This is a genomic window from Christiangramia sediminicola (genome assembly GCF_031344135.1).
Classification (GTDB): Bacteria; Bacteroidota; Bacteroidia; order Flavobacteriales; family Flavobacteriaceae; genus Christiangramia; species Christiangramia sediminicola.
The window spans coordinates 329754-345203 of record NZ_JAVJIU010000001.1 but is presented as its reverse complement, the minus strand read 5'-3'; the positions used below and the strand labels follow the sequence as shown (position 1 = coordinate 345203).

Below are 15450 nucleotides of genomic sequence, written 5' to 3'. Positions count from 1 at the left end.
TTAAATGCGGATGCAAATTTAAGACAAACTTTAATTTACACAAACTTTTTATTGAAATTTTCTTGAAAAAATCACACACATTTTATTTGCGCTTCATTTTCAGCATTTTCCAAAATAAATGCTTTTATCTTCCGTTTTTAAAGCATTCAGCATTTTATTATTAAATTCGCCACTTTAGTACAAGCACACGAGTATTTATGACTGATTTTAACTTTGGTAAGTGGAGCAAAATTCTGGGATGGCTGGTATTTGTGATTGCTCTAACCACCTACACACTTACTTTGGAACCAACGGCAAGTTTCTGGGATGCCGGTGAGTATATTGCGACATCTGCAAACCTTGAGGTTGGACACCCTCCCGGGGCACCTTTTTACCAGATGATGGGAGCATTCTTTTCAACCTTTGCTGCAGATAATACACAGGTTGCATTAATGGTTAATTTCATGTCTGGTTTTGCCAGTGCCATTGCCATTATGTTCATGTTCTGGTCTATTTGCCTTTTAGTGCTAAAAGTTGCAGGACCAACTACCGAGTTGAATTCTTCTAAAAAGATAGCTGTTTTAGGAAGTGCCTTTGTGGGCTCACTTGCTTTCACTTTTACAGATAGTTTCTGGTTTAATGCGGTAGAAGCTGAAGTTTATGCCATGGCCGCATGTTTTATGTCGGTTATGTTCTATTTAGGACTTTTATGGGAGCGCGACATGTTCACTCCACGTGGTAACCGCTGGATCATCTTGATCTCACTGGTTATCGGTCTTTCATTTGGGGTTCACTTCATGGGACTGCTAACGCTGCCGGCCATCGGATTTCTGTATTTCTTTAAAAACTATAAAAAGGTTACCGTTAAAAATTTCATCATCGCCAATATAGTAGTAGTGGCCGTCCTGATGTTCATTTTTAAACTGCTTTTACCTTATACACTTACTTTCTTTTCGGCTTCAGAATTATTCTTTACGAATAGCCTGGGGATGCCGTTTAATACAGGGACAATTGTAGCTTTATTAGTAATTATCGCTGCTTTTTACTTCGGAATAAATTATACCAGGAAGAAGAATTTATACAAATACAACACCCTATTATTATGTGTTCTATTTGTTTTGGTTGGGTTTTCAAGTTGGGTAATGCTACCTATCAGAAGTAATGCTCCAACCGTGATCAATGAAAACAGCCCTGATAACGCAAGGGAACTCCTCGCCTACTATAACAGGGAACAATATGGGGAAACTCACCTTTTCTATGGTCCACAATGGTCTGAAATGTATTCTGGTCTTGATGCCAACAATCCATATGAAGATGCGAAACCGAAATATGAAAAAGACGAGGAACTGGGAAAATATGTGATCGTGAACGACTGGAAGAATGCAAAACAAAATCTGGACGACGATCACAAAGCGATCTTACCAAGAATGTGGAGCACCGAGCATGCGGTTAATTATATGGAATTTACTGGTCCTCTGAATTTCAAGATCAAATCTGAATATCAGGGAGAAGAAAGATTGCTTAAAGCAGTAAATGATTTCAAAAATCAGTTTTCCAGGGGAGAGCGTGATATGGAAGATTATCATAATTTCCTGAGACAGATGAGCGATTATCTGGATGTGGAAAAACCGACATTTGCAGAAAATCTTGGATATTTTCTGGAGTACCAGGTTGGTTACATGTACTGGAGATACTTCATGTGGAATTTCACAGGAAGACAGGATGATATTCAGGGAAAATATAACGACCTCCATGGTAACTGGCTTAGTGGAATTGACTTTTTTGATGAAATGCATATTGGAAGTCAGGATAATCTCCCTTCAGATGTCAAAGAAAATAAAGCGAGAAATACTTATTTCTTTCTTCCATTATTATTAGGACTTATTGGTCTCGTTTTCCACCTGAAAAGAGATCAGAAAAATTTCTGGGTTCTCATGGTTTTCTTCCTGTTTACAGGAATTGCTTTAAAAGTTTATTTGAATGAACGTCCATTTGAACCACGTGAAAGAGATTATGCTTTAGTAGGCTCCTTTTATGTCTTCGCTATCTGGATAGGCTTTGGTGTTTACGCAATATTTGATAAACTCCGTAACTCTATAAGCCCAAAAATACTTGCGCCGGTTGTCGTAGTGGTAAGTTTGCTCTGTGTACCAACTTTATTGGCTTCAGAAAACTGGGACGATCATGACAGGTCTGGAAGAGATACTGCTTTAACCATGGCCCGGATGTATCTGGACTCGGTCGATGAAAACGGAATTCTATTTACCATTGGAGATAATGATACTTTCGCCCTATGGTATGTTCAACAGGTTGAAAAATACAGGACCGATGTAAGGATCATTAACACCAGTCTTCTGGCCACAGATTGGTATATAGACCAGATGAAACGAGCAGCTTTTGAAAGCGACGCGATTCCATCTCAGTTAGAGAATGAATTCTATAATGGAAAGAATGATGCCATCTTCCTTAGAGAAGTTACTCAGGATACTATTCCTATCAATACATGGATGAATTATATTGAAAATGAAGATCCAAGAACTCAGGCAGAATTGCAGAGCGGAGCCATGATCAATACATTCCCATCAAGATATGTTAGAATTCCGGTAGATAAACAAACTGTTCTTCAGAATAATATCGTTGATAAATCTGAAGCAGATCAAATTGTAGATCATATAGACATTGCCATAGGTGACCAGATCCTATACAAGAATCGATTATTAATGCTCGATATTCTTGCAAATAACAACTGGGAAAGACCTATCTATTTCACCGGTGGAAGCTTTGGAGATGAAGATTACCTGTGGATGAAAGATTACCTGCAACTGGAAGGAGTTACCTATAAGTTAGTTCCAATTCGTACACCACTGGATCCTCGAAATCCATTTGATATGGGAAGAGTGAATACAGAGAAAATGTACAACATTGTAAAGAACTGGGATTGGGGTAATATGGGATCAAAAGATATTTATCATGATCCTGAAACCCGTAAGAATTCTATCACCTATAGAAGCAACCTTGCTCGTTTAACCGAGAATCTTCTGAACGAAGGTGATACAATTCACGCTGAAGAGATCCTTGATCTTGGAATGGAAAAAATGCCTTTGGAGTATTACGAATATTATACGTTACTAGAGCCATTTGTAACCGGTTACTATGAGGTGAACAGACCGCAGAAAGCTCGTGAGATCTGGGAGAAGATCGTAAAGAAATACCAGGAAAATCTTACGTATTACAGTAGTTGGGATGTTGAAAGACAATATATGTATGCTGATGAGATTATAACAGACATGGAGCGTTATAGAGGCTTGGTTGATATTATGATGGTTTATGAAGATCGTGACACAGCGATGAAGAAGGCTGAAGAATTCAATAATTACCTCAAATTATTCAGGCATTTCTATAGAGAAGATGAAGAGATTGATGCAGATATGCAATCTCCGCAGCAAGAAATTCTACAAGGTATAGATGGAGCTGTTCCAGTTGAAAGCTCGATTGATAGCACTTCATTAGATTCTTTGGAAGAATAACTTTTTATTCGGAAATAAAATTAAACTGCCCAGGGCAAAATCGCTTCGGGCAGTTTTTGTTTGAATCTATCATGATATTAGTATCTTCAACTTAATGAAAATCTTTTTGCCTAAATATCCATCACTGCTTAAAATTCTTTACCCTGAAAGGATTTCCAAAGTTAAGGATAGCAATGCTATTTACTTAAGCTTTGATGACGGACCGGTTCCCGAGATAACTCCATGGGTTTTGGATATTTTAAAAGATTATAAAGCGAAGGCAAGCTTTTTCTGCATCGGCGATAATATTCGAAAACATCCGGAGATATACAACCGCATAATTATAGAAGGACATATCGCAGGAAACCATACTTTCAATCATCTTAACGGCTGGAAAACTGAAAATAAGGGTTATCTCGAGAATACTTTAAAAGCCCAGAAGGTTGCTACTGAAGTTAATCCTGAAACCAGTACATTATTTAGACCACCATACGGCAGAATCAGGAACTCGCAGGCCAAAGCTATTAGAAAGGCCGGTTTTAAAATCGTGGTCTGGGACGTAATTAGTGGCGATTACGATAAGGAAATTAGTCCGGAAAAATGCTTCAGAAATGTTACTGATACTGCCGAACCAGGCAGCACAATTGTTTTTCATGATAGCATCAAAGCCTCGAAAAATTTAAAGGCTGTACTACCTAAAGTTCTGGAATATTATTCAGAAAAAGGATTTGACTTCAGAAGTCTTAAAGATGTTCTTTAAGTAAGCCAATAAGTGTATTTGCATCCTGCTCACCACTATGCCTCCACTTCATCTCACCAGACTTGTAGATCATTAAAGTAGGAAGACCTTTCACGCGAAGTGCTTCAGCCAGTTGAGAGTTCTTATCAACATCGATCTTGATCACTTTAGCCTTGTCTCCCAAAGCTGCTGCAACATCCCTTAGAACCGGATGCATAGCTACAGAAGCATCATTCCATTCTGTGTAGAAATCCAATAGAACAGGAATATTCAAGTCTACTAATTCACCAAATTTTGACATAATTCAGGATTTATTTTTAGCGCATGGTCAAAACCACGTATGCCAGCTTTAATCAAATATAGGAAATTCTTCTAATTATGCGGGTTTCGAACCTTTTTTCAACTCGATCACACTAATTTCAGGCCAAATCCCAACGCGACCGGGATAAGCTAAAAAGCCGAATCCGCGATTAACATTAATATATCTTCCCGCCTCTTCATAAATACCGGCCCAATGTTTATATCTGTACTGCACAGGGCTCCATTTGAACCAGCCCGGAATCTCTATCCCAAATTGCATCCCGTGAGTGTGCCCGCTCATCGTTAAATGATATTTTTTAGGATGGAATTTTACTTCCTGCTCCCAATGAGAAGGATCATGACTTAGAAGGATCTTGAAATCCTTATCCTCTACTCCTTCACCCGCTTTATTAAGATCTCCTGCTTTCTTGAAACCACCGGCTCCCCAATTTTCCACACCAACTAAAGCTATTCGCTCACCATCCTTTTCGATAAATCGATTTTCATTCAGCATCAGGTTCCACCCCATATCAGCATGAGTCTGTTTTAACGTATTCAGATTTTCCTCCTTAGCGGTCTGACTTTCCCAGTTATGATAATCTCCATAATCATGATTCCCCAGGATTGAAAACACACCATCCGGCGCGTTGATCTCCGAAAACAGATCTTTCCATCCTTCCATTTCAGAAGCTTTGTTATTCACCAGGTCTCCAGTAAAAACCACAAGGTCACTTTTCTGTTCTTTCAAAAGGTCAACCCCATATTTAATCTTATTCTTATTATCGAAACTACCGCTGTGAACATCACTAATCTGGCTAATTCTATAACCATCAAAAGCAGTCGGTAGATCCTCAAAATACAAGGTATATCTTAATACTCTGAAGTTATAACGACCCTTATACATTCCATAGAGCAAGCCGGCGAATGGAATAGCAGCAAGACCAATCGCGATCGTACTTATGAATTTTCTTCTTGAGGGTATCTCAAAACTTTCAGATGAACCAAATAACTTTTGGATACCAGCCATTGGAACACGGATAATATCTTCTCCTAACATCACGAAAGAGAGCACGATCTTCCCTACAAAAAAAGCAAGGAAAATTCCGATAGCATAACCACGCCCTCCTCCAAAACCATCATTTGGAGCAGGCTGATTGAACTGGTAAATTAAGTTTGCTATGACGATCGCAGAAATAAGGAAATACAGTAATGCGATCCAGATATTTTTTGAAAACACCCGTAATGCCTGATAAGCATATAAATCTACAACTAGATAGATCGCTGCGAGAATGAACCAACGCATTTAATCAATTTTTCACGAAGATATTGTGAATCGTTAGCCTTGACTATTTTTTTACTTCATTTTAACTAATGCAGGAATAGATAGACCAAATAATTATCTTTATTGGATCATATAAATTATGCAAAGAAGAAAATTTATAAAGAATACAGGAATAGCGGGAGCTGCATTATCGGCAACACCTTCCCTATTCTCTAAACCTATAATAAAAGAATTAAATATGATTCAAAAATATCCTGTTGCAGTGGCAACCTGGAACTTTCAGAATGCCACAAAAATGGCAGGCAGTATTTTAGAAAAAGGAGGCTCTGCTCTAGACGCTGTAGAAAAAGGAGTCATGGTTGAAGAAGCCAACCTGAAGAATACAACCGTTGGAGATGGTGGTGCACCAGACAGGGATGGAAATGTAACTCTGGATGCATGCATCATGTCGCCAGATGGAAATGCAGGATCTGTAGTTTACCTGAAGGAAATTCAGCATCCGGTTTCAGTAGCCAGAAAAGTGATGGAAGAAACTCCACATGTGATGCTGGCAGGTGAAGGTGCATTACAATTCGCCATTCAGCAGGGATTTCAAAAGAAAAATATTTTAACGAAAGAATCAGAAAAAGCATGGAAAGAATGGCTGAAACATAAAGAATATAAACCCATCATTAATATTGAAAATCACGATACCATCGGGATGCTTTGTATGGATAAAAATGGCGACATCGCCGGTGCCTGTACAACATCTGGACTTTCTTATAAAATGAACGGAAGAGTTGGAGACTCCCCTATCATTGGCGCCGGATTATTTCTAGACAATGAGATTGGCGGAGCTGTGGGCACCGGAATGGGTGAAGCGATCATGAAAAGCGTGGGTAGCTTTCTTATTGTTGAATTAATGCGACAGGGAAAATCGCCGCAGGAGGCCTGTAAGGAAGCTGTAATGAGAACCGTAAAGCACAACCCTAAATATAAAGATTTCCAGGTGGCTTATGTCGCGATGAATAAACAAGGTGAGATTGGATCATATTGTATACATAAAGGCTTCAGCTATGCGAAATTTCACATGGGCGAAAGCACCGATAATCTTAGTGATTCGTATTTAGACTCATAATTACAGATTTATCCCTGCTTACTTTAAGCGGGAGTGATTTTATCTTTGTAGTTTTGAAATATTCTCAATTTTATATTTAAACATTTCAGATGGCCGATCAAAAACGCCTTTTTTTACTAGACGCATACGCTTTAATTTTCCGCGGTTATTACGCTTTTATAAAGAATCCAAGGATCAATTCTAAAGGATTCAATACGTCCGCGATCATGGGATTCACGAATTCTCTTTTTGATGTGATCAGAAGAGAAAAGCCAGATCACTTAGCGGTTTGTTTTGACAAGGACGGCAGTAAAGAACGAACTGAGATGTTTGCTGAATATAAAGCGAACCGGGACGAAACGCCGGAGCCAATACGCGAAGCAATTCCAATTATCCAGGATATTCTCAAAGCAATGCATATCCCTGTTGTGGAATGTGCCGGAATGGAAGCCGATGATATAATTGGAACGCTGGCGAAACAGGCCGAAAAAGAGAATTATAAGGTTTATATGGTAACGCCAGATAAGGATTTTGCTCAGTTGGTTTCAGAAAACATATTTATGTATCGCCCTGCCAGAATGGGGAACGGAATCGAGATCTGGGGTATTCCTGAAGTTCAGAAGAAATTTGAAGTGGAAAAACCGGAACAGGTGATCGATTTTCTTGGGATGATGGGTGATTCTGTTGATAATATTCCTGGACTTCCGGGAGTTGGTGAAAAGACCGCTAAAAAGTTCCTTAAGAAATACGGAAGTATGGAAGCGCTTCTTGAAAATACCGACGATCTAAAAGGTAAGATGAAAGAGAAGGTGATCGAGAATGCCGAATTAGGCCGTTTATCCAAGAAACTGGCAACGATATTCACCGATTGTGATGTTCAATTTCATGCGGAGGATTACGAACTTTCCATGCCCGATGGCGAAAAAGTTCAGAAGATCTTTGATGATCTCGAATTTAGAAGATTAAAAGATCAGTTCATAAAATTATTTAACGGAGAAGATGATGCGCCGCAAACGCAGGTGACAAATTCACCTTCGGCTAAGAAGAATGCGCAATCTACAGCCGGAGCAGGTCAGTTTTCATTATTCGGCGGTGATGGGGAGGAAATCGAAAGAACCTCTTCCAGAACGAATCTTTCTGATACTCCTCATTTTTATCAGGCATTAAACACCGAAATGGCCAGGAAGATCTTTATCGAAAGACTGCTGAAGCAAAAAAGCGTTTGTTTTGATACAGAAACTACCAGCCTGAATCCGCTGGAAGCTCAACTCGTGGGAATAGCATTTTCATGGGAAGCCGGGAAAGGTTTTTATATTCCATTTCCTGAAGACAAAGAAGAAGCTCAAAATCTTATCGAGGAATTGAGACAATTTTTCGAAAATGATAAGATCCAAAAAATAGGTCAGAACCTTAAATATGACATTGAGGTTCTGGATAAATATAATGTTGATGTGAAAGGTCCGCTTTTCGATACGATGATCGCTCATTACCTGATCAATCCGGATATGCGCCATAACATGGACGTTTTAGCGGAAACTTATTTGAACTATACTCCGCAGCCTATTTCAGAATTGATCGGAAAGAAAGGTAAAAATCAGGGTAACATGAGAGATGTTGATCTTGATAAACAAACCGAATATGCCTCTGAGGATGCTGATATCACTTTTCAGCTGAAAAACTTATTTGAAAAGGAACTGGATGAGGCAGAAACCAGAAAGCTTTTTAACGAGATAGAAATTCCGCTAGTGAAAGTTCTGGCCGACATGGAGCTTGAAGGAATAAAACTGGATGAGAAATATTTAAAATCTCTATCTGAAGCCCTGGCTAAAGATATCAAGGAACTTGAATCTAAAATATATGAAGATGCCGGGGAAGAATTCCTGATCAGTTCTCCAAAACAGCTTGGGATCATTCTATTTGAAAAATTGGAATTATCCAAAAAGCCGAAAAAGACCAAAACAGGACAATATTCCACCAGTGAAGATGTGCTTTCTGTACTTGCAGATGAACATGCTATCGTAAGACACGTGCTCGATTATCGCGGACTGGTAAAACTTCAGAATACTTATGTAGATGCATTGCCAAACCAGGTTGAAAAAACTACCGGTCGCGTGCATACAGATTATGTTCAAACCACAGCCGCTACGGGAAGATTAAGTTCTAATAATCCCAACCTTCAGAATATTCCTATCAGGACTGAAAGAGGAAGACAGGTTAGAAAAGCATTTGTTCCAAGAGATGAAAATTTTGTGTTGCTTGCTGCCGATTATTCCCAGATAGAATTGAGGATCATCGCCGCTTTAAGCAAGGAAGAAAATATGATCAAAGCTTTTCAGGATGGAGAAGATATTCATGCTTCAACTGCTGCAAAAGTTTTCAATGTTCCTTTAGACGAAGTAACTCGTGAACAAAGGAGCAATGCAAAAACTGTGAATTTCGGAATCATTTATGGAGTATCAGCTTTCGGATTAAGCAACCAGACGACACTTTCCAGAAGTGAATCCAAGGAATTGATAGACACCTATTACAAAACCTATCCAAAACTAAGCAGTTATATTGCCGACCAGGTAGATTTTGCCAGGGAACATGGTTATGTTTCAACAGTTTTGGGTAGAAGAAGATATTTAAAAGACATTAATTCCAGAAACCAGGTGGTTCGCGGAGCTGCCGAACGTAACGCCGTGAATGCACCAATCCAGGGAAGCGCAGCCGATATTATAAAGCTAGCGATGATCAATATTCACAAAAAGCTGGAAGAAGAGAATTACAAAACCAGAATGCTGCTTCAGGTGCATGATGAATTGGTTTTTGATGCTCACAAGGATGAATTGGAAAAGGTTAAAAAAATGATCAAATCTGAAATGGAGAATGCTTATAAACTGGAAGTACCATTAGACGTTGATCTTGGAATAGGTGAAAACTGGCTGGAAGCTCATTAATATCGATTTTATGAAAAAGGGAATTTTACTTTTAGTGCTTGCCGGTTTGATATTCTCCTGTGAAGACAAAAAGACGATCAGCTCTTACGATCCTGTTGATTGGGAAGCACGCGGAGTGGAAAAGTCGGTTACAGATTCCCTTAAGAAAGGTCAGTCGTATCTATCCGTTTATTCTGAAATTTATAGCCAGACAGAGCACAGAACTCACAATCTTACATCTACTGTAAGTATGAGAAATGTGGATATGAATGATACTATTTATATAGATAAGGCCGAATATTTCAACACCGCCGGCAAGCCGATCAGAATCTATTTTGATCATCCAATTTTTATAGCTCCAATGGAAACAGTTGAGATCGTAGTTGATGAAACAGATGTAGAAGGCGGAACGGGTGCCAATTTTATCTTTGAATGGTCTACTAAAGAATCATCGCCAGAACCTCTTTTTGAAGGAGTTATGATCTCAACTTCAGGACAGCAGGGACTTTCTTTCACGAGTAAAGGTGTCCGAATAAAATAATACGAATTCCCCTCCAACTAACCACTGCAATATAAATCTATAAATCGCTTTGATAAGAAAAGTATTCTGAGGTCTTTACCTTAGAAGCTGATTAGCTACAACAGCGCTAAACTTGTCATTTAAATCTCCCAAACCTGTAATACCCTGGGACCAGACGAAGAAGATTTCAGATCCTGGAATATATTCTCAACTCGCTACCAGGTTTGAACGGTATCGAAAAAGCTGTAAACAGCCAGACAAATTGATAATTTAATGAAATACGTTGATCATAATTCATTGATGTTTCAAATTAAAAGACCCGGAAAAATATAAAGTGTTCCAGCATCAGTAATTCTTGAATATATCAAGCCATAAAAAAACCTCACAGTTGAATCTGTGAGGTTTTTCAAACTAACACTAAAACTACAATTAGAAAGGTATACTATGATTTAGTATACTCAAGTTCTAAAATTCTTATTGGAGATGCCTGGGTATTTCCAGGATCATCTACGTATTGATCTGACTCAATTTTAGTGACATCAAAAGAGAATTTATTTGTCTCTAAATTGATGAGCTTCTTATGGGTATAGGTAGAACCATTTACCATCATCGTAAGAATCAAACTGTCGTTTCTCACTTCCCAGCGTCCGTTGTCCATACGATCAGTCAAACAAGAAAACTCATTACTTGATGTACCAGACTCAAATGTCATTTGAGCATTATTAGTTACAAACGTACTATCAGCATCAAATGTTATACTCATTGTGTTAAAACAATCAGTTTCATCCAGTAAATTTTTACTTGACAGTTCGTCTCCATTTAGATTAACGGCGGTATCGGCCATCATACCGGAAAGATCCCAGTGGCCAATCATATCATTCGTAGTAACCGTGGTTGCATTACTCACCTTTAATTGGGAGTCCATCGATATCTCTTCTTTGCTACAGCTAGCCATAGCAAGGATTAACAGGCCAAAACTCGCTAAAGTCTTAGCTTTAAAAAGGTTATTCATCTTCTTAGGGCATTTAGATTTCGGAACAAACTTAGAAAACTTCATCTAATTTTATGACTTTTTTAACATTAATATTGACGTTAATCGACCATTAACGCTCTTCATCGTACTGGAGAAAGAGGAATATTGCTTCACATTACCGAAATGACCTACAGAATATTTAGACAGATAATAAGATTTGTAATAAAAATATGTCTTACTTAGATTTGACTGAGAATCAAGCTCTTCAAAGCAAATAAAATAATCTTTTCGCTATTTGCTATATGAATTTATAATTGTACATTTGCACCCCTGTTTTCCCGATTGAGATTCGGGCAAACGGGATTGGAATGTTTAATAATTAGTAAAATCAATTGGTGTGGACACATTAAGTTACAAAACAGTATCGGCTAACAAAGCCACCAGAACCAAAGAATGGGTTGTGGTAGATGCTGAAGGACAAAATTTAGGTCGTCTTGCTTCTAAAGTAGCATACCTACTTAGAGGGAAGCACAAACCTAACTTCACCCCACACGTTGACTGCGGAGACAATGTAATTGTATTGAATGCGCAGGGAATCAACTTAACAGGAAAGAAATGGGACGCGAAAGAATACATCCGTCACACAGGCTTCCCGGGTGGACAAAAAAGTCTAACAGCTGCCGAATTATTCGAAAAAAGTCCTGAGAGACTTGTCGAAAAGGCAATCAAAGGAATGCTTCCAAAGAACAAACTTGGAGCAGACCTATTCAGAAATTTAAAGGTTTATGTAGGATCTGAACATGATCACGAAGCTCAAAAACCTAAAACTATTAACTTAAACGACGTTAAGTAATGGAGGTAATTCACAAAATTGGCCGTAGAAAAACTGCTGTGGCCCGTGTATATGTTTCAGAAGGAAAAGGAAACATTACCGTAAACAAGAAAGACCTTAATGATTACTTCACAACTGGAACACTTCAATATAAAGTGAACCAGCCAATGATGCTTACCGAAAACGAAGGGAACTTCGACGTTAAAATTAACGTATATGGTGGTGGTATCACTGGACAAGCTGAAGCGATCCGTCTTGCACTTTCCAGAGCAATGGTAGCGCTAGACCAGGAAAACCATGGCGCACTTAAGCCAGAAGGTCTTCTTACTAGAGATCCACGTATGGTAGAACGTAAGAAATTCGGTCAGAAGAAAGCCCGTAAGAAATTCCAGTTCTCTAAACGTTAATATTATTACCGGAATATTTTCCGGGGAGTTCATTAAAAAATTAATTTTTTGTTGTTATTCTGTTCCTGCCGGGCAGAAGTTAGTTTAGCATCTAAACAGCCAGGGCCGTACTTTATTAAGTAGCCACCTGGATGTTGCTATCTCAACAGAACGTAAACTATTACAAAAATGGCAAACAAAGTAGAAGTAAAAGAATTACTTGATGCTGGTGTTCATTTTGGACACTTAACAAGACGTTGGAATCCAAATATGGCCCCATATATCTATATGGAGCGTAACGGCATCCACATCATCAACTTATATAAAAGTGCTGCTAAAATGCAGGAAGCAGGTGATGCTCTTGCAAAGATCGCAGCAAGCGGAAGAAAGATCCTTTTCGTAGCTACAAAGAAACAAGCGAAAGAGATTGTTGCTGAACAAGCTGAAAAGGCAAATATGCCTTATATCACTGAGCGTTGGCCTGGTGGTATGCTTACCAACTTCGTAACTATTCGTAAAGCTGTTAAGAAAATGGCTTCTATTGATAGAATGAAGAAAGACGGAACTTTTAACTCTCTTTCTAAAAAAGAGCGTCTTCAGGTAGATCGTCTTAGAGCTAAGCTAGAAAAGAACTTAGGTTCTATCGCAGACATGTCAAGACTTCCAGCTGCGCTTTTCGTTGTAGATACTACACGTGAGCACATCGCGATCAAAGAAGCACAGAAACTAAACATTCCAATTTTTGCGATGGTAGATACCAACTCCGATCCACGTGAGGTTGATTATCTAATTCCATCTAACGACGATGCTTCTAAATCTATTAGCAAAGTTGTTTCTTATGTTGCAGATTCTATCGTAGAAGGTCTTTCTGAAAGAAAGTCTAACAAAGACTCTAAGAAGAAAGAAGAAAAAGCTTCAAAAGAAGGAAAAGAGGACAAAGCTCCTAAAGCTAAAAAGGAGAAGAAAGCTGAAGTTCCTTCAAAAGATGCCGAAGATAAAAAGGCAATGAAAGAAGCTAAGAAAGATGTAAAGCTTGAATCTAAGAGTGAAACTCTAGACAAAGCAAAATCATCTAACGAAGAAGAATAAAATAACGTTTTCATAAAATCTAAAAGTCGTTTAGTTTCTTTCTTTACAGTGAGTTTCTAAACGACTTTTTTAAATAAAAGACAATATTATGGCTAAGATAACCGCCGCTGAAGTAAATAAATTAAGAAAAGCTACTGGTGCAGGAATGATGGACTGCAAGAAAGCATTAGTTGAAGCTGATGGTGATTTTGACGCTGCAATCGAACTGCTTCGTAAGAAAGGTCAGAAAGTTGCTGCAAAAAGAGCCGACAGAGAATCTTCTGAAGGAGCTGCTATCGCACAGGTAAACGGAGACAACACTAAAGGTGTGATCATCTCTCTAAACTGTGAGACAGACTTCGTTGCTAAAAATGATGACTTCATCAAATTAGCTAACGATTTCGCAGATATGGCACTTAACTACTCTTCAAAAGAAGAATTATTAGCTGCAGATTACAAAGGGATCACTGTAGAAGATAAACTTACTGAACAGACAGGAGTTATCGGTGAGAAGATCGAAATCGGTGCATTCAAAACTTTAGAAGCTCCATTCGTAGGATCTTACATCCACGCTGGTAACAAGATCGCTGTTCTAACTGGTCTTTCTAAGAACGTAGACGGAGCTGAAGAAGCTGCCAAAAATGTTTCTATGCAGGCTGCTGCGATGAACCCGGTTGCACTTAATGAAGATGGAGTTGATCAAGCGACTATCGATAAAGAGATCGAGATCGCTAAAGATACTTTGAGAGAAGAAGGAAAGCCAGAAAACATGCTTGACAAGATCGCTCAAGGGAAACTTCAACGTTTCTTCAAAGACAACACTTTGGTACACCAGGCGTATATCAAAGACAACAAGCAAAGCGTTGCACAGTATGTTAAGTCTGTAGACGGTGACCTTGAAGTTGTAGGATTTGAAAGAGTAGCTTTAGGATAAGCTCATTCTATATAATTTAAGAAAAGAGGTTTTATTCATTTAAAACCTCTTTTTTTGTATTCATAATTTTGTTTCGTCAAGCTGAACAAATTTTAGCTTCTCAAAAGATCCTGACTCAAGCTCAGGTTGACTTAATACTTTTAAGAAATGTCTCAGAAACCTTTTAAATTCAAACAATTTAGCATAGATCAGGATCGTTGCGCCATGAAAATTGGTACAGACGGAGTACTTCTGGGAACATGGTCTTCTCTTGATCATCAGCCTGAAAGTATTCTGGATATTGGCACCGGGACCGGGCTTATCGCCTTAATGATGGCACAGAGATCTGATGCTGAACTCGTAGACGCAATAGAGATCGAAGAAAATGCTTATGAGCAATCGGTAGAGAATTTTGAAAAAAGTGATTGGGGCGATCGTCTTTTCTGTTACCATGCAGGTTTTGATGAATTTGTAGACGAAATGCAGGATGAGGAAAAATATGACCTCATTATTTCTAATCCGCCTTTCTATTCTGAAAATTATAAAACTGGCGATGAAAATCGTGATCAGGCGAGGTTCGCAGATGCGCTTCCGCTTTCCGAATTAATTCCCGGAGCTTCCCTCCTGCTTTCCGAAAATGGTCATTTTGATATCATCATACCTTATGCAGAAGAAAAGAAAGCCATTGAATTAGCTGAAAAAAATAATCTGTTTCCTATCAGGATAACGCGAGTGAAAGGCACTGAATCCTCTCCTATTAAACGAAGCCTGATCAGTTTTGGTTCTACCAGGGAGAAACTGATTATAGATGAACTGATCCTGGAGATATCAAGACATAATTATACTGAAGAATTTAAGAACCTGGTCAGGGATTTTTACTTGAAACTATAATCTTCGCTGCTCAGTGTATCACCCTGAACTTGTTTCAGGATCTTTAG

The 15450-nt window shown here is 38.6% G+C and carries 13 protein-coding genes; 10 read left to right on the top strand and 3 right to left on the bottom strand.

Annotation, left to right across the window (positions count from 1 at the left end; translation table 11 throughout):
• The first annotated feature begins 197 nt into the window (after positions 1-197).
• Positions 198-3506: a DUF2723 domain-containing protein gene (locus RE431_RS01630; protein ID WP_309560215.1), complete on the top strand. Its 3309-nt coding sequence runs from the start codon at positions 198-200 to the stop codon at positions 3504-3506.
• A gap of 94 nt (positions 3507-3600) precedes the next feature.
• Complete coding sequence (locus RE431_RS01625; protein ID WP_309560214.1) at positions 3601-4245, top strand: polysaccharide deacetylase family protein; 645 nt, start codon at positions 3601-3603, stop codon at positions 4243-4245.
• On the opposite strand, the gene RE431_RS01620 is transcribed toward RE431_RS01625, so the two are convergent.
• Both RE431_RS01620 and RE431_RS01615 read right to left on the bottom strand, forming a co-directional pair.
• Positions 4229-4525, bottom strand: coding sequence for a thioredoxin family protein (locus tag RE431_RS01620; protein WP_011708070.1), 297 nt, complete (start codon positions 4523-4525; stop codon positions 4229-4231). The two genes, RE431_RS01625 and RE431_RS01620, sit on opposite strands and share 17 nt — an antisense overlap.
• 75 nt (positions 4526-4600) lie before the next feature.
• Positions 4601-5827 (bottom strand): metallophosphoesterase, encoded by a 1227-nt coding sequence (locus RE431_RS01615; protein WP_309560213.1) that lies wholly within the window; start codon positions 5825-5827, stop codon positions 4601-4603.
• 118 nt (positions 5828-5945) lie between these two features.
• On the opposite strand from RE431_RS01615, the gene RE431_RS01610 reads away from it, so the two are divergent.
• The 3 genes from RE431_RS01610 (at position 5946) to RE431_RS01600 (ending at position 10361) form a co-directional block, all read left to right on the top strand.
• Positions 5946-6923 (top strand): isoaspartyl peptidase/L-asparaginase family protein, encoded by a 978-nt coding sequence (locus tag RE431_RS01610; protein WP_309560212.1) that lies wholly within the window; start codon positions 5946-5948, stop codon positions 6921-6923.
• 89 nt (positions 6924-7012) lie between these two features.
• Positions 7013-9841, top strand: a complete 2829-nt coding sequence (gene polA / locus RE431_RS01605) for a DNA polymerase I (protein ID WP_309560211.1) — start codon at positions 7013-7015, stop codon at positions 9839-9841.
• A gap of 10 nt (positions 9842-9851) precedes the next feature.
• Positions 9852-10361, top strand: coding sequence for a DUF3124 domain-containing protein (locus RE431_RS01600; protein WP_309560210.1), 510 nt, complete (start codon positions 9852-9854; stop codon positions 10359-10361).
• Positions 10362-10782: 421 nt separating this feature from the next.
• Here RE431_RS01600 and RE431_RS01595 read toward each other — a convergent pair whose 3' ends face one another.
• Entirely contained in the window at positions 10783-11397 is a 615-nt protein-coding gene (locus RE431_RS01595; RefSeq protein ID WP_309560209.1) for a lipocalin-like domain-containing protein, read from the bottom strand.
• A gap of 313 nt (positions 11398-11710) precedes the next feature.
• On the opposite strand from RE431_RS01595, the gene rplM reads away from it, so the two are divergent.
• The 5 genes from rplM (at position 11711) to RE431_RS01570 (ending at position 15403) form a co-directional block, all read left to right on the top strand.
• Positions 11711-12166, top strand: coding sequence for a 50S ribosomal protein L13 (gene rplM / locus RE431_RS01590; protein ID WP_309560208.1), 456 nt, complete (start codon positions 11711-11713; stop codon positions 12164-12166).
• Complete coding sequence (gene rpsI / locus RE431_RS01585) at positions 12166-12552, top strand: 30S ribosomal protein S9 (protein WP_309560207.1); 387 nt, start codon at positions 12166-12168, stop codon at positions 12550-12552. Before rplM ends, rpsI begins: the two co-directional genes overlap by 1 nt.
• A 168-nt stretch (positions 12553-12720) precedes the next feature.
• Entirely contained in the window at positions 12721-13620 is a 900-nt protein-coding gene (rpsB, locus tag RE431_RS01580) for a 30S ribosomal protein S2 (RefSeq protein WP_309560206.1), read from the top strand.
• A gap of 88 nt (positions 13621-13708) precedes the next feature.
• Positions 13709-14533 (top strand): translation elongation factor Ts, encoded by an 825-nt coding sequence (gene tsf, locus RE431_RS01575; RefSeq protein ID WP_309560205.1) that lies wholly within the window; start codon positions 13709-13711, stop codon positions 14531-14533.
• A 147-nt stretch (positions 14534-14680) separates the two neighbouring features.
• Positions 14681-15403 carry a tRNA1(Val) (adenine(37)-N6)-methyltransferase gene (locus RE431_RS01570; protein ID WP_309560204.1) on the top strand — a complete coding sequence of 241 codons (723 nt, stop codon included), beginning with the start codon at positions 14681-14683 and terminating at the stop codon, positions 15401-15403.
• Positions 15404-15450 lie beyond the last annotated feature (47 nt).